A 24,215-nucleotide genomic window follows, 5' to 3' on the forward strand; every position below is an offset into this window, starting at 1 on the left:
GCTGTTGGCTTGTTGCAAGCTAAGTCTATAACATAGCACTTCGCCTCATCCGAGATTGAAACCGGTCTTCCGGAACGCTCTAGATCGCCCCAGCATGATGAAAGCCCGTACTTTAAGTACTTGTTTATGACAGTATGCACAGTTTTACGAGTTACATGTACCTCATTGGCTATGTCTTTTGGAGATTTGCCAGAATTCGCTAATGAGAGAATTGTGGCATTCCTAAAGGCTGTGTGTGTCTGGTTTCTTTCTCTCAGAACTTTAGCAACATCAGCTGCTTCATCGTTACTGAGACGAACAATTTTGGTTACTGGGCGTGACATAAAAAGGAACTCCTGCCAGGATGTTCCTCTAATATATCACTTATACAGTGTTTAATGCTAAATTAGTGTATATACTTATGAAACGCTATACTAGATGGCCTCAACAAAGTATTGAGGCTAGTGTATTTGGGACGGACTGCTGCTGGTTTTGGTTAGGCCTCTTCGTGAGGGGCTAAGTACATGAGGCAGCGTTTGCAGTTAGTAACAAGATCAAAACGATGCTTGCCAATCATTAAGTAGAAGCCTGTTGTAGAGCCACCGAGATCATGGCATAAAGCGTGGTTTTTGATTAAGCAATTGCGGCAAGTCATAACAGCGTTGCCAATGAGGCGATTTGGTGGCTCCAAACCGTCCTTCATGTACTGCTCGTAGAAAGCACGTGACTTGGCATTGCTAATTAAGCGTGGATCAATACTACCCTCTGGGAAGAAGATCTGAGCAGCCTCAGCACTACCGACTGCAGCTGATGGATTTGCGCCACTCTGAAGCCCCTGTGGATCGGTGTAGACAAGAGACTCAGACTTGCCATCTAAGTATGTAAGATTTGACTCAATGCACTTACAACGAGGCATTTGAACTACACGGATATACTCTTGCAGAGCTTCACGACGTAGATTGTTGAAAGCTGACAGTGGCATTAAAGCATTTGACTCTAGGCCATTGATAGTAATGTCGCTCTCTTGTAGTGACAGATAGTCATCACCAAGCTTTACTAACTTTGAGGTCATGACCTCTTGCTTGAGTGGCTGTAGAGCACTGATATCAAAGTCTGGATTTGACTTAGTAAGCTCCTCATGGACGCTTGAATAAGTAACACTAGCACTGCCGCAACGCTCATACTCGTCCATAAAGCTAATAGACAGGCCATCTGCAGCAATGTCTACTACGCAAGATAATGGTGTCTTACGTAAGATAGACTTTGGCATATTGATGGACTTGATAAAGAGAGTGTCTACATTACGATGCAGCTTAGCGCCAACACTCATGCCCTCAGGTACTGCCTGTACGTGCAGACGTACAATATCACCTGCTCTGCCCTCAATAGAGCCATCAGCAAGCTTAATTGCAGCAATCTGTCCCTCAACCGCACCACTAGCCTTTTGAGCAGCAGCCGTGCCCTTTGCATTGGCAGCATTAGAGCCATGACCATTTGAGCCATGAGCAGTAGAGCCCTTTAAGCCCTTAGCATTTTTATCCTGCCACTGACCTTTAGATGACTTAGCAGCACTAGCAGCATACGCTGAAAGCATAGAGGCGCGATTAACACGGAAACCTGCAAGCTCGCCATTATCATCAAAGAATGTGTAGCTATCGCCGTTATTTAGAACACAGTTACGGCTCAGCTTCATGTCTACTACAAAGCCTTGGCTCTTATCGCTATTAGCAGAGCTACGTTCTTTAGCAAACTTATCGCCACCGAATTTGCCAGTACGAGACGAGGACTTATCGTTAAAGCGATTGCGATTAGAGCTAGCAGGAGCTGCGCTACCGCAGTAAATTACCTCACCCATGAGCTCGCCTAAGCTCTTTGGGGTCTTGGTATTAATCATATCGCTATTGTCACCATGGACAAGAGCTGAAGTAAAGCCACGGTTAAAGGTCTTAGTTAAATCTGGTACAAAGGTGCGCTTGCTAACGCCAATGGAGGCACGCTCATAGCGGCCATTGGAGTTATCAATAATCTTATCTAAGCGCTCACGGAATGCGGCTACTTGATTGACCACAAAGTCACGATCTTTTAAACGACCTTCAATCTTGAAAGATGAAGCACCTGCCTCAACTAAATCCTCAAGCTCATGCAGACGCAGATTGTCTTTCATGGATAAGAGGTGACCAGAGGCTAAAAGCTCATCCTTTAGTTCAGGATTATCTTTAGCAGCCTTACGATCGTGATGATATAAGTCCATTGGCAGACGACAAATCTGAGCACAAGAGCCACGATTAGCACTACGGTCAGTCATCAGCTCAGAGATAAAGCATACACCTGATACTGATACGCACATGGCACCTGAGACAAAGACCTCAAAGCGCATGTTAGGCAAAGCTGAGGTAAAGGCTTTGATCTCATCTAAGCTAAACTCACGTGGCACCACAATCTGGCTAAAACCAAGCTCTTGAGCAAAGCGAGCCTTTTCAACCGTGTCGATATTCATCTGCGTTGAGCAGTGCAGCTCTAAATCCTTAACTGTACTCATGGATAAGACAGCAGGATCTTGCACGATAATGCCATCGACACCGGCATTGCGAGCCTCACCGATCATGCGCTCTACACCCTCAATCTCATTGTCATAGAGCAAGGTGTTTACAGTCATGTATACGTGAGCGCCAAAGCGATGAGCAAAAGAGCATAAAGTAGCAATCTCTTCAATAGAATTGCCTGCAGCCGATCTCGCACCATAGGATGGGCCACCAATATATACGGCATCAGCACCTGCAGTAATAGCCGCAATACCGATTTCCACATTCTTGGCAGGAGATAAAAGTTCCAGCTTACGTGCGCTCATTTGTCATCCTCATAAAAGCATTACCGCTATCAAGCACCTCAAATCCCAATCAAACCACCACCTAACCTTGGCAACGACCAGCTATGCAGGCCACTCAGGCCTCAAAAGCAGCACAACAATCAATCAAGAAAGAAGTGGCGCTCCCATCATCAGTAGCAAGCGCATCGCATACGCTAATGATGAAAAGCAGCAATATGAAATAAATCAAAGCATCAAAACATCGAACCGAGCCATAGCCACCGAGAAGTAAGCAAAAGCGACGATGACTAGCTACGAACCAAGCAATGCAATGAAGCTACATAGAGATTAGAGTGCTAAAAACAGCGGGGCATATTGTACTAAAACTCGTACTAATATCACGGCCCTATTTTCCCTGTTGCCCAAACTTATCAAAAGCGCTACCACAAATCGAAGTACTAACCACCCAAAGCGCTCAGTCAAAAACGAATTATCGAAGAGAACAACGAACAGGCCAAAAGAGTCAGAAAGCAAGAGTCACTAAGCAAGACCCACTACAAAACCGTCCCAAGGGAAAAAGACCATGGCCACAAAGCCCAGCAACAGCCCATTAGTGACTTGGTATTAAAACATCTTACAAAGACCAATAGCGAGCCTACCAATGACTAACCCTGTCAGTGATGATGCATCTTTGTAATGCCATGGATCAAACGTTTCTGCAGCATGGCCAAGACTAACTATCTATGAACACCAACACAACAAGCTCTACCAAACATGGTTTGAGACAAGATAAGACAGGCATTAGAGATCTTGCGCGAGCACATAAATCAAAGGCTTTTAGATACGCATGAGCCATAGCCTAAGCTGCCGAGTTGTTGCGTATTTACTTGTTTCATACCTTGGTAGCGGCAATGGACAATAAGAGGAGACCTGAAATGGAGAGATCTCTAAGTTTGGTCATTCATCTGCTTATAAACCTCCGCTGCGAAATCCATGCTCTGTTTTATCTGAACCTTTTCAGGGTTATTTGGGTCGCAGACGGCATATATTGGTGGACCAGCTATAACCTCTAAGTCTCTTTTGTGGTAAAGATGAAACACATAGCAGCCATCTAATACACAACAATAATCGACCTCACCGCCTAACTTTTCCTTTAGCCTTGTGAAAAAGTACTCTTTAGTTGCTTTCATAAAATCATCTCAAATCAAAAACTTAAGCTCATCTTAACCTCTTACTATGCCATTTTGGCCCCTTCTTTAAACATTTTAAGCAATTATCCTCGAAGGCGTAAGAATCATCATTTACGCTAGTGTGATAGTGCTGGGTCTTAATAAGAGCATTTAACAAGTGCATCCCTTTAGCCGCCAATAAGTCATACAAAAGTCTTAATCATTGCCAGACCTTAAATTGACCTAGCTCTGAGTGGAGCTCATGGCTATTTATAAAACGCAAAAAGCGACCACTACCGATGCCCTATCCCTGACATCGATCATGATCGCTTTGAAGGTCATGCAGGGCTCTAAAACCTGTGCATGACCATACTTAATTAGTTAACGTCTAGTTACGCATCAGCGCTCTTAGAACATGTAACGGCACTGAGCGTTAACACCGAAGCTGTCGGTGTTTGAAGAGCCAGTGTAGTTGATACCGAATGAGGTACCAAATGCACCGTACTGAGCACCTAAGCCTAAGGTTACACCGTACTGAACTTCATCAAGAACCTCAGTGTTCAGGTTAATAGCCTTCACGCCGGTGAAGGTGGTAGTTGACTTAGCCTCAGTGTCACCAGTGTTGAAGGTCACACTCAGATCAGCGCTAGGAGCTAAAGTCCAGCCGCCAGCTACAAAGCCCTTAGACAGAGTTACGCCTAAAGGTACGGAGAAGACGTTCTGTACGTCAAAGTCAGTAGTAGCCTCAACGCCCTTAGCAGAGATTAAGTCGTAGCTATCGGTGTTCAGACGGATGAAGCGCGCACCTAAGTGTGGAGTTACATCAACAGAAGGTGTAGCAACAGTGTACTGACCGGTTACGCCCATGGTTACAGCGGTAGTATCAGCCTTGCCACGTAAGCCTAAGCCCTCAACATCATGAGAGATTACGGTCATAGAAGCGTCGCCAACTAAAGCAAAGTTACCAAAGCCCATTGCTGAGTAGATACCAAAGCCGTAGTAATCGAACTCATCCTTTAAGCCGTTACCGTTGCCCTTACCATCAGCATCACCAGAGCCGATGTTGAATACTGCACCAAAGCGCATATTGCCGTTTACAGTATCAGCACCGAATGCTACGCCAGAGAGGTCAACGTCTGAGCCATATGAAGCACCCTGAGCATTGAAGCCGTCGGAATCCATTGACTTGTACATTGGGGTTAACCATACACCGCCATTAGCCTGTGAACCGGTGGCAGCAATTGAGGCAGCCTCAACGCCTACAGCACCAACACGACCAAACATAGCATCAGCCATGGTGGTTACGGATAACACAGCTGCCTGCTGTGCACCAGCATAAGTTGCAGCGTGAGCAGCAGCATCAACTACAGCACCTGACAGTGAGGCGGTAGCTGCATCAGCAATTAACTGATAACCAATAGCCTTGCTATAAGCAAGCTTACCATCGAGCTGATCTAACAGCATGTTACGTACAGGCTCTGAAGCATCAGCAAAGGCACCATTGTTAACAGCTGCATCACGCTCAAATTTCAGATCCATCTTACCGGTCTTGGCATCAAGCACGCCATTGAGTAAGTCGTTAGCTGACTTAATGGTCATAGTACCAGAAATAGGATTAGTAGTATCGCTGAAGATTTGTAGGCCCTTATCTGCACCAGTGAAGTTACCAATCAGCTTGAGCTGAGCACCGGTCACATCGATAGTTGCTGCATCATTAACTGTAATTGCGATGCCAGTCTTCTTACCGGTTACACTATCAGGGGTAAAGACTTTATCAGTAATGATTAAGCCCGCACCGTTCTTAATGGTTACCTTGTTGTCTGTAGCAGTTGATGTAGTTGCATCAGCAGCTACGTAGATACCATCATTTTGACCTAAGCTAATTGCCTTGTTAAGTACAAGTGCATTAGCAAGACCCTTAGAAGATGACTTATAGAATGAGCCATCTGCATCTACATAGTCAGCCAGAATTGCATCGAGCTCAGCCTTAGACTCAAAGCCAACGCCTAATGCAGCGTTCTTGCCTACATTGATCTTGCCGTCAACTAAGCCAGCGGACTTGTCGTCAGCCTGGGTAGTGCCTTGTGAACTGAAGTTGGTGACAGTTACAGCAGCATAGTGCTCACCATACTCAGGGTCTACGAATAAGGTACCGCTCTTAAGGTTTAAAGTGCCTGCAAATAAGCTTGCAGTACCGTTCTCTACAGTGTCAGCACCAACCTGTACAAGAACTTCCTTATCACCATTGAAGGTTGAAACGGAAACGTTTGCGCCCTCAGAAAGGGACAGAGAACCTGAGTTACCAAGAACAGTTAAGGTACCTGCAGTAACATCGCCATTGAGCTCAGAAGCTAAAGCAGCGTTGCCTGAACCGATAACTAAGCTCTTTCCAGAGTCTAACTTTAAGGAACCACCATTGAGGTCGACATTGTAAGCATAGACGTCGCCACTGGTTACGGTCACGTTAGAACCATTTAAAGTTACCTGCTCGAGCTCAGTGCCATTTGCACCGATGGTGCCATTTACATTTACGGTGCCCTTTTTGGTGGCTGTACCGAAAGTAACCTGACCCTTGCCAGCAGTATCAGTCTTAATTGCGCCGATATTACCGGAACCAGCTAAGGTTAAGGTGTTGCCATTAGTGGTATCCTGCATTACAACATCAGCAACCTTTCCATTTTTCTTGGAAACGAAGTTGCCCTGGTTGTTGGTGCCAATAGAGGCATCGACTAAGGTAAGATTACCGCCTGCACCAAGCTCAAGAGAAGTATCGCTTTCCTCAGAAAGCTGAGCGTTACCAACAGTGTAGTTGCCGCTAACAGCTGTGTTGCCAACAGATGCAGTTACATCTTCCTGACCTGCAGTACCATTAGTTACGAGCTGATCTAAAGTCTTGGTACCACTTACATTGTGATCAGTTAAAGTGATGCCATCAATGATGCCCTTGAAGCCGGTATCTGATGTAAACTGTTTAAACTGATCCTTTGTCATCTTAACAGCTTCAGCTGATTTTAAGACGAGCTTAGAGTTTGCATCACTATCAAGCTTATTCTTAGCTAGATTTGTTCCGTTGATGGAAGTACCGCTAAGTACATCAGCAGCATCTACGTGAAGCTCAGATGCATTATTGAGGGTGATCTTACCGTTTGAAACTTTCAAGGCAGCATTTTTACCGTCTACAAAGATCTTTGAGCTGTTTGCATCTAATTTACCACTAGCATTATCTGAAGTTAAAGTACCTGCAATGGTAAGTTCAGCATCAGTTAACTTAGTATTGCCCTCATTTAAAGTAAGGTCATTTACAGACCACTTACCAGTTACGTTCAGTTTTGCTGAAGCGCCAGAAACTGCAAGAGTCTTTGATGCTACTGAACCTGAGCCATCAAGATTCAGAGTGCCTTTTTCTACAGTGAGGGATGTCTTAGTAGCATCGCCACTTACTGTAATACCGTTATGAACAGTGACAGTGGCACCACCAGAAATCTTAAACGTATTAGAGTCACCAACGGTCATGGTCTTGAAGTCATAACCAGTTGCACTGTTGAACTGACCCTTTAAGTAAGTTGCTGCGCCTGCAGTCTTTATGTTGGCAACACCTGTACCGGCGGTCATTGCAATCTTAGACTTACCGTCATTATTAACTAAGCCAGACTTTGAGAGGTCAAGAGTTTCGCCTGCATCGGTAAGTACGAGGTTGAAGTTATTGTTACCTGATGCGGAGAATGCACCGCCTAATAAAGACTTGAGCTCTGCCTGAGCAATGTTCAGATCAACAGACTTAGCAGTTGTATCTACTTTGAACGCACCGTTTGCATTAATGGTTCCGATAGTACCCTTAGCAAAGGTAGCATTATCTTTAATGGTAAATGCGCCACTCTCAGCGATGTTGAGTTTACCGCCAGTAAAATTGGTCTTACCCTGAACCTCTAACTCACCGCCTGACGTGCCTGTAGCAAGATCCACGGTACCGCCAGAAACGTTTAAGTCGTTAGATACAGTAAGCTTACCTGCCTTAGCGCCACCTGACACAGTAACGGTACCTGACTGGACCGTTACGGACTCAACGTTCAGCTTGCCTCCAACAGTACCACCTGAAACAACAACAGCACCCTTATTGCTTACAGTGAGCTTATCAACTGCTAAAGTTGAACCAGCAGTACCACCTGCAACGTTTAAAGCACCGGACTGAACCTTTAAGCCATTTACGATTGTGCCTTCAGCAGACTCAGCAGTGCTAATAGTACCTCCGTTTAGAATAATACCGTCCTTTGATATAGCCTTTGAGCCTGCACCAGAGAATGTTAAAGAACCACTCTGAAGAATCTGGAACTCGGTTGTATCAGCACTTCCTAAAACACTATTCTTATCAAGTACAACTGATGCATTAGCCTTTAACTTTTCTGTTGCGTGACCAATATTGATCTTATTTGCTACCAATGAGGATGTTTTTGTAGCGTCAGATGTATGACCCTTAATAGTTAAGGTACCACCAAGGTTTGAGAACTCTTTGATGGTTACATTTGCAAAATCTGTATCTTGTTTGCCAGCAATGAGAACAGTTGGGGCGGTTTTACCATTTGCCTTGATAGTTATTGAGGCGTCTTTACCTTCTGCAACTGTAAAAGAAGTGTTATCGCCACTACCTTTGATAAAATGCGCACCAGAAACTACCTCTACAGCGAAACCATTTGCATTATTGTTTTTGCCATCTGCAGCACCTTCGATCTCAAATTTCTTATCGGCATCGCCAGAGGTTCCACCATTATAGCTGCCAGTTTCAAGCTGGCCCCATTCAGTAACATTAACAGGACCAGCAGCCTGTGCCTGGCCAGCTGCTAAAGCTGATGCGGCGATAGCGGCTAACATAGCGATGTTAGCGTTCTTGAAGATTGCACGGTATTGAGCCATTAAGAACTTAATGGCGTTATTGGTTTGCTTCATTTGTAAGCGCGAAATGAATATTTGATTATTGAGAAAGGACTAGACTGACACGTTAGGTCACGTGTATCGCGGTGTTGCTGGCTTCAGCCTGTAACAGTTCGATGGTCTAGTAATGAGGTGTCTTGAATCTTGAGTATGCCAAGCTAGGCTTGGAGCTATACGATTTTAAAATCACGACCATGCGTAACTTTAGGCGGGAGATAAAAACTATCTTTGCAAGCATTATAGACCCAATTGTCATTAAAATGTATGCATATGAGTATCTATGACGTTGCTTGAAGAAAACGTGACAGCCTTTAGGAAGGTAAGCATGTTCTAGTAAAGGCTATAGGTTTGAGAGTTGTGATTTAAACATCTGCAGTAGACATTATTTAACGAAATGTCCGCAGCAAGATTGGAAACCTATTATTTTTCAGGCATGAATAGTCGAAAAAATTTCATGCCCCCCCCCCCTAGTATAATTATTATTCATATATAGATATAAAAGCTATATTTACGCAATTTATAAAGTTATTTTTAGGCATGTTCATTTCAGTTGAGACGTTTATTAAATCATCTTGATATGCCATACCACCGTCAAAACTAAGCTTGATGTTGGGTTTCTTAGCTGCATCTTCGCCATGCACTGCCCTACTTTGCTATTCATTCATTCGTGACCATAGCTTGAGGACTATACGTTGTTTTCAGTGTGGCAGGACTTTATGTGACGTTTTTGGAGGTAGCCTTGTTTTCTTGGGCTGCGAGTATGCTGTTCTTTTGCTGCAGACACAAAAAAGGCGCCTATGCTGGAGAAATAGCGCCTTATGATCACGAAAAGTACTCGGTTTTCTAAGCTAAGGATGCTTTAGTATTGATCCTTAGCTTGGACACGGTGTTATACCCGTGCTTAGGTATAGCTATTCTTTGATACTAAAAGTAGCATTTACCCTTGAAGAAATGGTTACCTTCTCAACTGTATAGGTATCAGGTGCTACGTCCGCTTCGGCAGTGTTACGAGCCATTGCTGATGCACTCATGAGACGGTATGGAGAGCCATAAGAGCGCTCTTCAAAGCTTAAAGAGCATGGCCCACCTACCTTAGTATTAAAGCCCTTGGCTAAGAATGCTGCCTTGTCATTGGCATCAGCAATAGCCAGTTGTGCTGCCTCACGCTCATACTTCTTTGGATCTGAGATGCTGTAGTTGAAGCCTGAGATCTGATTAATGCCTGCTTTTAAAGCTTCATCACTTACCTTGCCAATGAGGGTAAAGTCCTTGAGCTTGACACTGACATTACGTGCAGCCTCATAGCCAATTTGCTCTTGTTTTTTCTTAGCCTCATTCCACTGATAGCGTGGCATGATAGTGATGTTGTCTGCAATGAAGGCATCCTTATCTAACTTTAAGGTACCAACAGACTTTGAGAATGCTGATACAGTCTTCTCTACCTCATCGCGAGCTTCTTTGGCAGTGTCCTTTAATGAGGAGACACGATACTCAAGTGAAACCACATCAGGCATGACTTTGATTTCACCCTCGCCTACTACGCTGATGCGGCCATACTTGTCAGAGCATTTGCCATCATCAGCAAGTGCTTGAGTAGTAGTAAAACATGCTAAAGCTAAAGAGATAGCTACTAAACTTTTGCTTAAAGTCTTCATATAAGCTCCTTAGACCAAGCCTTGCTCAATTTACGCATAAATATGAACCTGCTATGAGCTTGGCTTTAATTCGTTTAGAACCAACGAGTATGACTACGTACTTGCGACTAATCTCAATCGTCTTACAGCGGCCATACCCATATGCAATGTCCCGTTGTAATGAATACATACTAGTCCTAAATAATTAGCTAAGACTTAGTCATGCACAGTAGGCTACTTAAGTATGTGTATAGTGGCTTGTGCTTAGCCTCTTTGCAGATGCGTTTATATGCGCTTTTATGCCTAGCATGACTGCAATTCCTATATTCTATTATTTGCTCAAATCCCATGACGCTTTATTTATCTAGCAGCACTTTACTAAGCCCAAGTCACACCATCTTTAAGTTTTAAAAGGTCATGTGACTGTATCTTGAGTACCAGATTGTGTACTTTTCACCGATACTCTTGTTGCATACTTAATGAGCTCATGATCCGACCATCTATGTCCAGCTCCACCCGCTAAGATGGGACAACCTATGTTCGAGTGCATAGATAGCACTTGCTGTGACTAACTTTGATAGACTGTACTGTAGATGCTTGAATAGCTGTGCTGCTCACTTGCTAAGCTGCAATATGGGCACAGCTAAGTGCAATAGCTGCAAGATAGCTTTACTGCCTGCTGTACATAGCAGGCTATGTATGTGCGCTGACTTACGCTGGTCATGCGGCTTGAACTTGTAACTTGAATGGTATGCTCGGTTTTGCTGATGATGCTGCGGTTTAGCTAGTCGGGTTTGACTTGATTGTCAGGTGTAGACTGCTTAGTTGAGCAACCATGCCTTACCCTGCGTGATGAATTACTGATATAAGGATCTTTAGATGTTTTTAGATACCAAAACATTATTTCCGTACCTCCATACTGGAGAGGTTTATGATCAAGCCGTTCCTGATCTCTTTGAGGCTCAGCGTAGCTGCCTTAAGTACATTAACGACTTTAATGCATCACCATACGATGCTTTAGACTATCGTGATGAGCTATTACGAAAGATGTGCTGGTCTATTGGTGAAGGCTGCTTTATTGAGGCTCCTATGCGCTCAAACTTTGGCTGCAATCACCTAATTTTAGGCAACAATGTCTACGTTAACTACGATGCTTGCTTCGTTGACGATACCTTCATCACTATTGGTGACAATACTATGATCGGGCCACGCTGCGTCATTGCCACTGCAAGCCATCCAGAAGATCCTGAGCTTAGGGCTCTTGGTTATCAACTCAATAAGCCTGTTACTATTGGCAAAAACGTATGGTTAGGTGCTAATGTCACTGTCTGCCCAGGCGTCACCATTGGCGACAACAGTATTATTGGTGCCGGCTCAGTGGTGGTTAAAGATATCCCTGCAAACGTGGTGGCAGTGGGCAATCCATGCAAGGTCATTCGTGAGGTGCGTAAAGACGAGAGCAAGCACCGAGTAGAGCGATAGCCCTTGCAAAGCTAAAGAGCTTGCTATTTGATGTGACTGCAGCGGCCATAGTGAGGCATTCAGATATTGCGCTCTAGCTTGGCCGCGATTTTTCTTGTCTTACTTGTTTGCCTCAAGCCTTTGCTTAAGTTCTAAGACCTTTACCTTAATCGCCTCGATAGTCTGCTCAAATACCTCATCAGACATACCAGTTGGATCATCAAGGCCCCAGTCTTCTCTATGCTCACAAGGCAGATGTGGGCACTGTACATTGCAGCCCATGGTGATCACTATATCCACTGCTGGAATATCATCAAGTAGCTTGCTGTACTGAGTCTTTTCCATGTCGATGCTATATAAACTCTTCATCAAACGCACAGCATCTTGGTTAATGGCAGGCTTAGTTTCAGTACCTGCTGAATAGCTCTCGAACACATCAGCTGCGAGCATTTTGCCAAATGCCTCAGCGATTTGACTGCGACAAGAATTATGTACGCACACAAAAGCTACTTTCTTCTTCATATCCTTATCTTTCTACCTCAAGTCAGCAAAATCCCAGTACAAGACAAACCTAGCCATTTAATCAACAAGCCAGCCTAAACGTAAGCGCTTAGTATGCAACCTTGCTTTTGGTACTCATCTAACCTATGCGCTCAGAGCGTCATAGATAATTGCATAACAATGGGCCTTAATAAGCAAATCCACTCTCAAGTGCACCCGTAAAGCGCCGTCCTTGCTGCACAGTGCATGAGAGCATTAACTTATACTCAGACCATGTGAATGCTGCACATGGTTGTGCTGATGTTAAAAAACGCCTATACAACATACCTTATCTACAACCATCGTCTGAGTATCAAGTGCTAGCTAATTACTTGTTATCAACCCTGTATTTGGACAAGATAGCTTCAACCTTTTCGGCAAACTCAACCTTGGTTTTGAGCTTTTGTATTTCTTTGGCTTGCTCCTTTTTGATATCAAGAACACGCATCTCATGAACCTTTTGCATATAAAGGAGTCGCATCTCATGAGTCTTTTGCATATCTCCCATTAGCTTATCAAGCTGCTGCTTTATGACGGGATCTAATGCATCTTCAGCATGAGACGCGCAATTGGCATTGCATTCTTTCATTAGTTCATTGAAAGCAGCATGGAGCGCATTATATTGAGCCTCAAGCTCATTAAGCCTAGCTTGAGCATCCTCTTTACTTAGTTGAGCACTCTTAGATTGCTGCTTGGCGTTGTTTTTCATTAGCTACCTCATTTTTGCCTTGCCTGCCAAAAGCTTAAGACTATAAACGTCCTACTTATGCTGCTACCTTCTGGCATGGCGTAAATATCTTAAAGTCCTTTCAAAAGCATATTGACCCACCATATTTCATAAAGACCTGCTTGGTGCATCTAAGCTTTAAGTGCTCTTTGATAGCAATTGCTAAATAGAGTCAAACTATAAACCTTAATGCATTCTATAGCATGTGTGGGATTTATATGCATAAGCTCCATGACCTTGCATGATGGTACATACTGAGCAAGCTACTACAGCAAGCGTGGCATGTGGCCTATTTTCCATGACCATGGCTTTGGCCTGAGTGAGACGAATGGTGCTGCACATAACAAAAAACCCGCTATCAGTTAAGAGAGCGGGTTTTGTGAAGTATGAGTTTGTAAGCTCAAATTACTTCTTGTGAAGCTGACGTGCACCTTCAGCGGTGGAGATAACGAGTTCTAAGGTGGACTCGCCGTCTGCAGCTGCTTCAACGCCTGCGCCTACAGCGCCTTCTAAGATAGGAGCATCAGCGATCTTAACGCGTGAACGTAGTGGCTCCTCAAGCATTGCGATAGCTGCTTGTGAGCTGATAACGCCTGAACCTAAGTCAGCTAAAACTACTACGCCCTCGCCCTGATCTGCAAGCTTAATAGCATCGAGAACCTTCTGAGGGTCAGTGCCTAAACCGCCTTGAGCGTTACCGCCAGCTGGGTAGATCGGCATCTCAGCACCGTCACGGCTGCTAATCTGCTTAACCATGTCACAGATGCCCTCAGCAACCTTGCTGCTGTGTGAAACTACTACAATACCAATCATCAAGAAACTCCTATAAAAATCGGTAGTTGCCGCAACTAAAGCCCGGCACCGCTACGGGGCTCCTATCTACAGTAACAAGGAGTCGCTGATTTCATTCAGTAAAGCGGTGTCTTAGGTTCGTATTTTAGCACCTAGCGCGGTACTCTTTAAAGGCTGTGCACTGATCTGAGCAAAAATTATCTCTCTACAAAAGGCAAGATCCTCGCGCACAATGCCTAACAATCTTAAAAGCAATGTACCATAGTACTATTACACATTTGATAAGACATAGTCAAAAAGCCCAACCTTGTCTCAAAACTGTGCTGTTAATTGCTCTATAACGCCTATAGCCGGCCACTAAATCCCATCAGCTGCCGTCATTTACAACATAATTTAGTGCCACTGCCCATAACTAAATGCCGAGCTCTCTCACCCCAGGCAAAGAAACTAATCACCTCTTCAAGCGCCACTTCAAATGTTGCTATCTCAAGTGCTGTAAAACTGCCCTTGGACAAAGCACCATGCATCACTGAGCAACGTTTCAACGCAAAAGCGCTCAAATCCTCACCTTCGACACTACTTGCTCGTCCTGCTTACTAACTTCTGCCGACTCACCCGACTGCGGCTATTTCTACAATTGGACTGACCACCCATAACGACCAAGGCCTATACTCGATTTTTCCATGTATTAGAGGTGATCCTCTCGTACGGATATGGAGCGTATGCCCAAGAACTACTTAGCCTACTCTCTTGCCACAGCGTACCGTCAATGGCAGCAGTAGAGGTTGGCGTTTAAGCGCAGCGACCATAACTTAGATGCGAGCCAAATAGTTAACGCTAATCAAACCGCCATACGATTGTATTTGCTTGCAGAGTCAGGCTTTGCACCTAGCCACACCTCATCACACAACCTCAAGATGTCACATACATGCTCATCTAGCCTAGACACGGCTAGATAAGAGCAATTAACTGCAACTAAGGCGTAGCCATTTTCACATGCTAAGCATTTGTACTCTGTAGCTTAACAAGCTGTGAGTACTCGGCTACTCAGTAATGAGAGCGTCAAGCTCCTTGGCCTTCTTAGTGGTACGTTTTTGCTTGGCATTTGGGTCAAGACGTTTGGAGACCTTAGTCTTACGTGGCTTAGCTGAGTAATTTGGACAAGGACCACGATAGATAAGCTTATCGATATCATCAGCATCGTCTTCATCTTCGAGCTCTAAGGCCTTGTCCTGGCTGCTGCGATCGAGCTTGAGCTTTTTCTTAACTGAGCTGAGCTGATCGCCTTGGTCTTGTGATGCATCACCGTCATCGGAGCTAGCATGTTGAGCTGCAGCTGCATCAGATTCATCTGGTAAATGCGATGCCACAATACCGCTGATAGTTTCTTCATCTAAGCCTAAGGAACGGAGATTGAGGCGCTCAATAATCTCCTCTGCTTTAGAGCGTGGTGATTGCACTGTTGCATGTTCAGCTATGCCTGTAGCTTCAGCATCCACTGATGCCTGCGCAGCTCCTGCCATGTGAGCTTTACTACCCATAGCGTCAGTGCCTGACATGCCCTCATAGATCGTTAGGTTAGCTTTGTGTTGAGCTCCATGCTCAACTGCTGCGGCTGCAGCTGCATAGTGAGCCTCATTGTGGCCAAAGCTGCCAGCTGTAGCATCAGCAGTGCTGGTGGTAGACATTAGATGGCTGCTTTCTGCACTGCCGTAGCCATGGAATGTATCATCATAGCTAGTAGAGGTAGATGTGGTTGAGCTTGTCTGATAGTTACGCTCAGTAAAGGAGCTGTCGTTAATGGCAAAGTTATTAGCGAAGAAGTTTGGAGCTAGAGTACGTGTCTCTTGGGACTCATTTGATAAATCCTGGCCATCGTCTTGGGCATTAAATCTATCTAAAAGCTGAGCTTTTGTTTGTAAGAGCTCATTAAATGAGGCAATACGGTCACTTAAAGAGGCATTAAGATTATCTTTAGTTTCTGCATCTAAGAGGACTTCATTAACAGCCGCATCTAACTCATGGTTGCTGCTATTTAGCTTGGCATTAGCTAGCTTGCTGCGGTTCTTTTTGATGGTGCTATCGACTAAGGCTGCATAGCTAGCAGGATCAACTTTGAAAAAGTTATTCGCCTCAATACTCTCATCAGTTGGACGCAGTGCTTCTGGGAGCTCATTTAAACGAGAGTAATCACCCTTAGCTACCTCAGACATGATCTCTAAGTACAAATTGCTCTCATGGGCATGCTCACGCATAAAGTCATCTATAGCACGACGATTGAGACCAAGCTGCAGCTTGGGGCCTAAAGTAAGCTCTGGCAGCTCCTGACCATACTCTTGATAGAGCTGTTTGATAGCATTGAGCTCACCTTCAGACTCAATCTTGTAATTATGGTTTTTGCTGATGAAGTTCTGCACTTGAGACTTAGGAATACGCTGATCAGCAAAATACGCCTGTACCGACTCATAGCATGGATAAGACATGATCTCTACAGATGAGATGTACTTAAGCATGCCATATGGTACTAACCATACCTCTCCTAATTTCTCGCAAAATACTCCAGGAATGCTAATACCACTCGTCTTACTAAGCTGATCTCGCTTAGGAGCACATACCACCATCATATTAGTAAGGCCACGATTAACACCCTGACGGCGATCGTAGCTACGCTTGCGAGCTGCCGCAGATCTAACCTGCTTAATATTTTGCAAATGCGCACGACGCTCTAAAAGTGCTTTACGCTCTTTATCGCTCAGCGACTCATAACCATTTAAGAAGGCCTTACTCTCATAAACCTGATTGACGAGCATCGCCACCATACGTGATGGTGTTACACCCCAGGTAGAGGCCATTTCATGAAGCCTTGATAACTCCAGCTCAGTTAAAGAGATATTTGCAGCCATACAGGTATGAGCTTTCTTTTTAGCAGGCATGAAGTCACCTCACAAAACGACACAAGGCCTGTATCTTAACACAGCCCAATAGAACGCAGAATATCCAATTTTATGTTTTATATTTTTCAAACATCCAACGCAAACCATAATCCCCACATCACCACAAAAGCCCAAGCCAGTTCTTTTCTTCTCAGCAGATCATCAAGAACAGCAGACTACGTACGCAACTTTTAGCGCCGCAAAAGTAACTCTACATCGCTGCACAGCACTTAGCAGCCCCATAGCTATTTATCTTGGCCGAACCTCTCTTAGCAGCACTAATAAACAACTAAAAGGCGAGCCTAAAGCCCAAGAGCATTTTATTAGCAAATCCAGACCTACTTTTCTGTTTGCATCTACGAATGTGCATGATGCACAGCAGAGCTTGCATACCTACTTTTAATGGCACCCATGCCTAAAAGTTTACTTACTTCCAAGCTGAGTGCTTGCCTTTGCACTTGCATGCTCTAAGACCATACTTGTCTGAGATGCCGTGATCTAAACTCTCACTGTGATGCTTAGCTAGTGCATGGCAGCAGCTTGATTAAGAGCTTCTCTGAGTAACGATGGTGACATGTATCGATATGTATGCTCTTTCCACTACTCAAGCAATGTAAGAGGCTTCTACCTAGATGGGCTAGGCTCAGTGCAGTTGTTCTACTGTGCAAGCCTATCTTTTCCAATCATTGCTTTTGTTTGGCTATTTAAGGCAATGGCCGTGGTACTTGCTGCTTGAATAACTGCTGCAGCTTTGTTGGTAGTAGCTGCTATGGTTGATTGGAAACAGAAGTGATACGTGGCTCTACGCTGAGCTTATCGTGCATAGAGACAAATTACGCCATCAAGCAGCTTGGAGCTTGATAAGCATACTTTTTCTGCAACCCATATAGCAAAGTGCAAATGAGGACGCCTGCTCATGACTCAAGCTCATACCTGACGGTTATCGGGGCTCGCAAAGCTTAGAACTTACTCATGCGGCAGCGTTGCCAAAACAGCAGTGAGAGCTTGGTAGATTACAAGGTAAGGTGAAGGCGTAGCTCGCTTGCTTGCTTGATTGCTTGCTTGCTAGCGGTACTTGCGGATGACTGAGATGACAGGGCCAATGATGGTGACTTCGGTAAACTCGCCGATTTCAATCGGGGAATAGTCTGCATTGCAAGGCACGAGCTGTGGCTTTGGTTTTAAGATGAGCTTTTTAACAGTGTACTCGCCATCTACCATGGCAACTACTGTATCTTCATTCTCAGGAGTCATGCCTGAGTCTACGAGCACAAAGTCGCCTGACATAATGCCAGCTTCAATCATGGAGTCACCAGAGACACGATAGATGTAAGTTGAGGAAGGATGAGTTACTAAGAACTCATTTACATCGAGCTCGCCATCAATATAGCCACCGTTTGGGGCCGGAAAGCCAGCTGGAATGCTTTCTAAAGATACTGGCAGAGGCATATGAGTACGACTCTCAGGCATCTTGCCAAAAGGAATCAGAGCATCATCTTTAACCATAGTATTGCCTACACCAAAATTATCAAATCACCACGCTAATCTGCAGCATACTCACTACAAATAGCCTTAAGCATTAACTGTCATGCCTACTCTACACTATCTTAGGCATACAGCCAAATCAGCCAAGCATTTCTCTCACTAGGAGTAAGGCTCCACCACCTTGAAAGCCTTGACCCAAGCCATGTTGTTCGCAATATCGCCTAGCACCGCACCTAAGTGCCATACGCACCATGAGCTTCCCTGCAGTATGCAGCCTAAGACCAATAGCTTGCTAAGTTGAGCTAATGTTGTCTTGCACGATGAGGGCTGAGAATAGTCTTTGACTAAGCGCTAAGGGCCATAAGCCGATAGCCAAGAGCTAATACTTAACTTAACCTCCAACTTAAGCCTCAGCCACAGCCAAAGCAAATGCTACAGCCACATTTTCTGCTCTATGCATCAGCCTGCACAGAGGAGGCAATGCCGTCTCTTTGAATTAGGCAGCTACAAAGTGGTCATTTGAGCATGATGGCTCGATGCTGCAGCTATGCTTATGCAGGCAAGTAATGCTAGAGCAATTAACAGTTGTTAGATTCTCAAGGCTTTTGTACATGTCTTGAGCATTTTGACAGCATTATCTGGTGATGCTTACTAACAATCGATGTAATCGTCAACGAGCTGCAAAGCTATGACTCATGACCCGCTGCCGCTACAGGTGTAGTCTGGCCGCTTACTTACGCAAGTGGAAATACCAGAAAGGCAGTCTCAGTTTGTAGCTATATGTGAGGGGACTTGCATGAAGCACAGCTCTAGTTACTCTATGGATATAGATAGAGCTGTTGCTGATGGATTGATGCTTTGGTGTTGGCTGCTCAATGGGATCGATTAGTCGTCCTTGCCAAAGAGCACCTTGCGGATCTTTCCCCACATGCCAATGCTCTCTTCGCTCTTGTCTACTTCAAAGCGGTGGATAATACCCATAAAGCAGAAAGCAAAGACACGGCTTTCATCCTCACCAAGCTCGTTAATACCATTAACTGCACTCTTAAAGTATGAGGCATATGTCTTACAGTAAGGAGCACTAGCCTCTTTGATGATGGTGCGAATAGTCTGACGTACCTCATTTAAAGAGGTTGAGTCGCTTGGTCGTGGATCACGTGCAATCTCTTGCCAAGCAAAGCCAGTGATCGAGGAGATCCATAACTTTAGCTCTTGTGTAAGCCAAGTTGGAGAGAATGGATCATGCGCATCAGTTAAGAGCTCACGCAGCTTGTCATTGATAAGGTCGATACACAGAGCCTGTTGCTCCTTGTCACCTTTAATGATGAAGCAACGATAGATGATATCGTCCTCAGCTGCGATCTCTTTGTACCAACGGAAGCTATTAGCATCATCAATGCGCTCAACTTTGAACTTGAGATTGTTCTCGCTGGCATTTTTATACATCTTGTCGAAGTCTAAGTCGTTTTCTACGTTCTTAGCTTCATCCTTAGCATTTAAGCATTGCTCTACTAAGGCCTTAATGATGTCATGCTTCTGTCTAGCCGAGAGGAAGTCGTCTAAGTGAGAGATCACGAAAGCCGAGAAGTCCTCTTTAATCGCCACGCGCATAGTGTTGTAGCTACCATGATGCATAGCTACTTCACGTGCATAGTCAGTTTGCTTATGGTACAGACTGTAGAAGGTCAGTACTTGAATACGAGTTTTAAGATTGAAGACCTTGTTGAAGATGAAATCCATCATACGGTCTTGCTTATTAATGCGTACCTCAGGACGTACTTCACGACCAAAGGTCCAATCGTACTCATAAATGCAGTGAGTCTTCCAAGGAATGTAGTCAATAAGACGATTAGAGAAATACGCCTGAATCGACTCAGTTGGAATCTCACTTAAAGATCTTGGCTCACCTGAATACCATGGCAGTTGTACGCTCTTAAGCGGCCAATAATCACTTTGCGATAAAGAGTTATCGCCATAGCTTGGACGTACATGGTGGTATTTACAGTTGAATAGATAATGGCGAATAGCCATATAGGCACGGGCACGCTTCATTAAATATGTATAGCGTGTATTAGATGGATCTCGAGATGGTAGACCCATATAGTCGAGCATGCCTTCAACTGTATTAATCGACATTGCAGCTTCATCGCCAGCAAAGACATCACGCCACATGCTTACGATGCTATAGCACTCAAAAGAATTGGCAACTAAGGTCTGTACTGGCTCGATGTTCTCACAAAAGCACAGTACTGTCTTGTCTTTGAGATAATCACGCACCTCAATGTCGGTTAAGGTAGGCATATTGTTATTAATGAACATGTCTCGATCAAGACCATGCTCAGCAGCCTGATTCCAACGGATGCGGTTTAATAAGGCAGGTTGAATCTGCAGATAAGTGTGCACATACACACTAGGAAGATCGCTAGAGTTGGTATAGCGAAGAATGGTAAGCTCTAAAGCACTCTCTGGCTCCCCTGGGTTAGGCACATAAACATCGATAATATAGAAAGCGTTATCACGAGCCATAATATTCGTCGATCAAGATTGCGCCAATCCCTGAAGCTTATTTATTACATACACGCAAGAGCACGAGCTCACTTTATGTATGCAACAACCGGTGCACAGGAAAGTGACAGATAAACAATACGTGCACGAAATGCACAATGAAACTGTAAGACTACCAAGCTTATACAAGGCAGCACGCCCACTTAAGCAGTCAAAAGAGCACATTTGACATCAGCATAGCAGCAAGCGCCTAAGCATCTTTGCTAGCACAACAAAGCAACAGCCACACAAAAGCTAGCGCCATGCCAAAGTGATGAGGGCAACGCCCAAGCACATACTAAAGCAACTGCCTAAATCAACAAAGCAGCAATGCTGCAAAGTATCAGCTCAAATCAAGCATGCCTATGCCTAAACTAAAGAGCACTACATCATATGCAAGCTTTAAGCCTATGATATAAGTTGCGCCAAATGCAGTACATAATAGTACATACAAATAAGTTTAACACGCTCTATACGTTTACGTATACGCAATTTAACTGTTTAGCCTCATTTGCATCGCCGCAATGCACGATTTGCATTGCTAACATGCAATCAAACCACAAAAGTTCTGCTCAATAAAACCAGAACGCCGCCTTCCACGCAAAAAAACGAGCACTCGCCCTACTCAACTGCCATCCAAAGATCCAAGAGCAATTTTGAGTAAAGAATAATCACCACTACAGAGCAAGCTCACCTTGCAATTAATACAAATAAGCTTGATTAGTCGTGCATCAAAAGCAACTCAAGAGTCCAAGTTACTAATCATGCAGACTTTGTTGCAGCATAGCCCATCAGGCCAAGTACACTCTAAGGACAAAGAGCTCTTGCTTTACCAAGGGCACTTATAAATAAGGCCCATCGGTAATGAGCCTTAGTTATTGATATTGCTCTAGTTAAGTAGCAGCTTGCAGGCTAACTACCATAGAGCATCTGACGACTAGAGAGTAAGCTTACTCTTAACTTAGTAGTTGTCAGATGGAGCCAATAATGATGAAGGGCCGTTGTCCATTGGGGCATCCTCAACGATGTAAGCGCCACCGTTTTGCTGATTTTGTACTGGTGGTACGTATGAGGAATTACGTTGTGGAGCTACATAGCTAGACTTAGATCCCTTTTCTGGGGTTACGCTGTAACGATCGTTGTTGCGGCCTTCATTGCCCTTGTAGATCTTCTTCTCCATGTAGTCGAAGATGTGGTAGACCTTACGTACACCGCTGATGCCAAGCACGGTATTAATAGCACGCTTAGACTCGTCCTTAGTAACAATACCCATGAGGTAAACATTACCGTTTTCAGTTACGACCTTGAAGCGGTTGGAGTTAATGTCCTTACCAAAGAGTAACTGAGTCCTAATCTTGGAGGTGATGTAAGAGTCAGATGAGATAACTGATGCAGGTACTGGCTTTTGCAATGTTGCATAGTTATAGACCTGACGTACGTGCTCGAGCTTCTCGATCTGCTTTACACACCACTTAAGGTAGTCTTTGTTAATGGTCTGACCAGTGATGAGCACATTACCGTTAAAGGAAGTTACAGAAATACGGAAGTCCTCAGGCTTAGTGAGGAGAGTATTTGTCTTCATGATCTTATAAGAGTTTTGCTCAATGGCCTCATCATATGCCATAGAGTAAACATTACGCTCATCAGACTGAACAGCTGCAGTACCACCAGCAGCGGCACCAGCTAAGAGCACGGCACCACAGCCACTTAAGGCAAAAGGCGCTGCTAGACAGAACACACCTGCAGCAAGGTATTTCTTGAGACTTTTGCTATTAGTACAAGTTTTTTCAGTTGATGCGTTTTGCATAGAATCACCGTATTTCACAAACTTACCCCTCAACGCCGTCAATAAAGCAGCTGCGCTCCATAAAAAACAACAGCAAGCCACCGCCACAAACCGACCACCAAAGCAAAGCTAGCAAAGCACAAAAGGCAAGAGCAAGCGCAAACCAAAGGCGCAAGCCCATGCGAAAGCGAAAGTTCTGCACGCCCACATAGTCACACTTAGCTAGCTTGAGATTAGATCAGCATGTTATTGACGGAAATATCCTTTGGGCATGATCTTATCAAATAAGAACCACAGCCGCTTAGATCAAAGAAATACGCAGCTGTACTTACCCATTTATAAGTATACCAAACGAAAGTTTGTTGGAAATTAGCAATATCACAATCTTCAGTCAAGCACAGCCGCCTAATTGCACACCCAACGTACCTAGGCCATGCCAAGCTCGCCGCTCACCCAACATCCCCAGGCCCTGCCAGGCCAATTGCAAACCAAATACCCAGGCCCTGCCAAGCTGCAGTTCATGCCGCCCTTTAGTCTAAGCAGCACTACTCATACAGCAAGTACGCTCGACGATGGCCTTTGGCTAAATACTCATGGCGGTGGCGGCAATCATATGAATTTTCGCTCATAACCACTGGCACGCTCAGAGTGTGCCGTACCCTGACTAAAATGTTGAAAGAGGAGATTGAAGGTACAACTCATAACTCAAAAAATGCGTTGAGACTATTAAGCCAAATGTAAAGAGTAATGACGTCATCAAATTATGGGCTGTTAGTGTAGCTCGTTAGATACAACCCCAAGCCATGACAATCAGATGGCCAAACGCAAGAAAACTGGTGATTTATGGTGGATAAATTCAGACTGGCTGCTTAGGTAATCGCTGTGGAACAGTGATTAAGAGAGACTTGGGAGATTTAGAAGATTGGTGATAAATGGCTTGTGTTTGAGGCTATTGGGGCCTAGAAATTAAAAAACCCCCGAGCCGCATGAACGACTCGAGGGGTAACAATCAAACAAACATAAGGAGTATGGTCATTATGCATGAACGCATATTCAATTGCAAGCAACTTTCGCACAGAAACGTTAGATTTTGCATGGATTAACAATCTTAAACTTTACATTATTCGACTGCAAAAAGTTGGCAGTCAAATCAAAATGGATCCCGTTTTTATCGGCACAGCTGCACTGCAAAAAACGACAGTTCTTGCAGTAAAAGGACGCCGTGAAACATTTCTAATTTGTTGGTTTTTATGCAATTAGTTTACGCTTACAACAACATATGTCAAGTAATCAAAGTCGCAAAGATCGCGATATTTAGGCTATTTTGTGAGTTCTATTTCCTAGTTACAGACATCTGATTGGATGACAAAAATTGATACGGTTTATCAATTTGCATCAGCAGCGCTAACCAAACAAGGGAAATTTAATATAGT

At 44.3% G+C, this 24,215-nt stretch carries 12 protein-coding genes and 1 pseudogene; 2 read left to right on the forward strand and 11 right to left on the reverse strand.

Annotated features, from left to right (window positions below; translation table 11 throughout):
- From H524_RS0101765 to H524_RS0101790, 4 genes and pseudogenes are all read right to left on the reverse strand, one after another.
- Positions 1-323 (reverse strand): annotated as a pseudogene (locus H524_RS0101765) (hypothetical protein); the annotation flags it as partial.
- Positions 324-475: 152 nt separating this feature from the next.
- Complete coding sequence (locus H524_RS16210) at positions 476-2,827, reverse strand: peptidase U32 family protein (RefSeq protein ID WP_052338839.1); 2,352 nt, start codon at positions 2,825-2,827, stop codon at positions 476-478.
- Positions 2,828-4,362: 1,535 nt separating this feature from the next.
- The gene (locus H524_RS0101780) at positions 4,363-8,895 is read right to left on the reverse strand and encodes a beta strand repeat-containing protein (protein ID WP_027938997.1); all 4,533 of its coding nucleotides are present in this window, start codon (positions 8,893-8,895) and stop codon (positions 4,363-4,365) included.
- An 896-nt stretch (positions 8,896-9,791) separates the two neighbouring features.
- Positions 9,792-10,535, reverse strand: a complete 744-nt coding sequence (locus tag H524_RS0101790; protein WP_027938998.1) for an SIMPL domain-containing protein — start codon at positions 10,533-10,535, stop codon at positions 9,792-9,794.
- Between the two features lie 858 nt (positions 10,536-11,393).
- Between H524_RS0101790 and H524_RS17700 the strand changes: the two genes are divergently transcribed.
- Positions 11,394-11,996 carry a sugar O-acetyltransferase gene (locus H524_RS17700; RefSeq protein ID WP_027938999.1) on the forward strand — a complete coding sequence of 201 codons (603 nt, stop codon included), beginning with the start codon at positions 11,394-11,396 and terminating at the stop codon, positions 11,994-11,996.
- A gap of 99 nt (positions 11,997-12,095) precedes the next feature.
- Here the strand turns inward: H524_RS17700 and H524_RS0101800 are convergent, their stop codons facing one another.
- The 7 genes from H524_RS0101800 to H524_RS13705 all read right to left on the reverse strand — a co-directional run bounded on the left by H524_RS0101800 (position 12,096) and on the right by H524_RS13705 (position 22,821).
- A complete protein-coding gene (locus H524_RS0101800) occupies positions 12,096-12,497 on the reverse strand; it encodes an arsenate reductase ArsC (protein ID WP_027939000.1) in 402 nt (133 codons plus the stop codon).
- 346 nt (positions 12,498-12,843) lie between these two features.
- Positions 12,844-13,224, reverse strand: a complete 381-nt coding sequence (locus tag H524_RS0101805) for a hypothetical protein (RefSeq protein ID WP_027939001.1) — start codon at positions 13,222-13,224, stop codon at positions 12,844-12,846.
- A 423-nt stretch (positions 13,225-13,647) separates the two neighbouring features.
- Positions 13,648-14,055: a dihydroxyacetone kinase phosphoryl donor subunit DhaM gene (dhaM, locus tag H524_RS0101810; RefSeq protein WP_027939002.1), complete on the reverse strand. Its 408-nt coding sequence runs from the start codon at positions 14,053-14,055 to the stop codon at positions 13,648-13,650.
- 1,022 nt (positions 14,056-15,077) lie between these two features.
- Entirely contained in the window at positions 15,078-16,967 is a 1,890-nt protein-coding gene (locus H524_RS0101820; RefSeq protein ID WP_027939003.1) for a hypothetical protein, read from the reverse strand.
- Between the two features lie 1,065 nt (positions 16,968-18,032).
- Complete coding sequence (gene umuD / locus H524_RS0101825) at positions 18,033-18,473, reverse strand: translesion error-prone DNA polymerase V autoproteolytic subunit (RefSeq protein WP_052338840.1); 441 nt, start codon at positions 18,471-18,473, stop codon at positions 18,033-18,035.
- A gap of 864 nt (positions 18,474-19,337) precedes the next feature.
- Positions 19,338-20,978 carry a hypothetical protein gene (locus H524_RS0101840; protein ID WP_027939005.1) on the reverse strand — a complete coding sequence of 547 codons (1,641 nt, stop codon included), beginning with the start codon at positions 20,976-20,978 and terminating at the stop codon, positions 19,338-19,340.
- A 979-nt stretch (positions 20,979-21,957) separates the two neighbouring features.
- Positions 21,958-22,821, reverse strand: coding sequence for a BON domain-containing protein (locus H524_RS13705; RefSeq protein WP_052338841.1), 864 nt, complete (start codon positions 22,819-22,821; stop codon positions 21,958-21,960).
- Between the two features lie 1,002 nt (positions 22,822-23,823).
- Here H524_RS13705 and H524_RS0101850 point away from each other — a divergent pair.
- Complete coding sequence (locus H524_RS0101850) at positions 23,824-24,042, forward strand: hypothetical protein (RefSeq protein WP_027939006.1); 219 nt, start codon at positions 23,824-23,826, stop codon at positions 24,040-24,042.
- Positions 24,043-24,215: the final 173 nt, after the last annotated feature.

This window comes from Anaerobiospirillum succiniciproducens DSM 6400, assembly GCF_000482845.1.
In the GTDB taxonomy this organism is placed as follows: domain Bacteria; phylum Pseudomonadota; class Gammaproteobacteria; order Enterobacterales; family Succinivibrionaceae; genus Anaerobiospirillum; species Anaerobiospirillum succiniciproducens.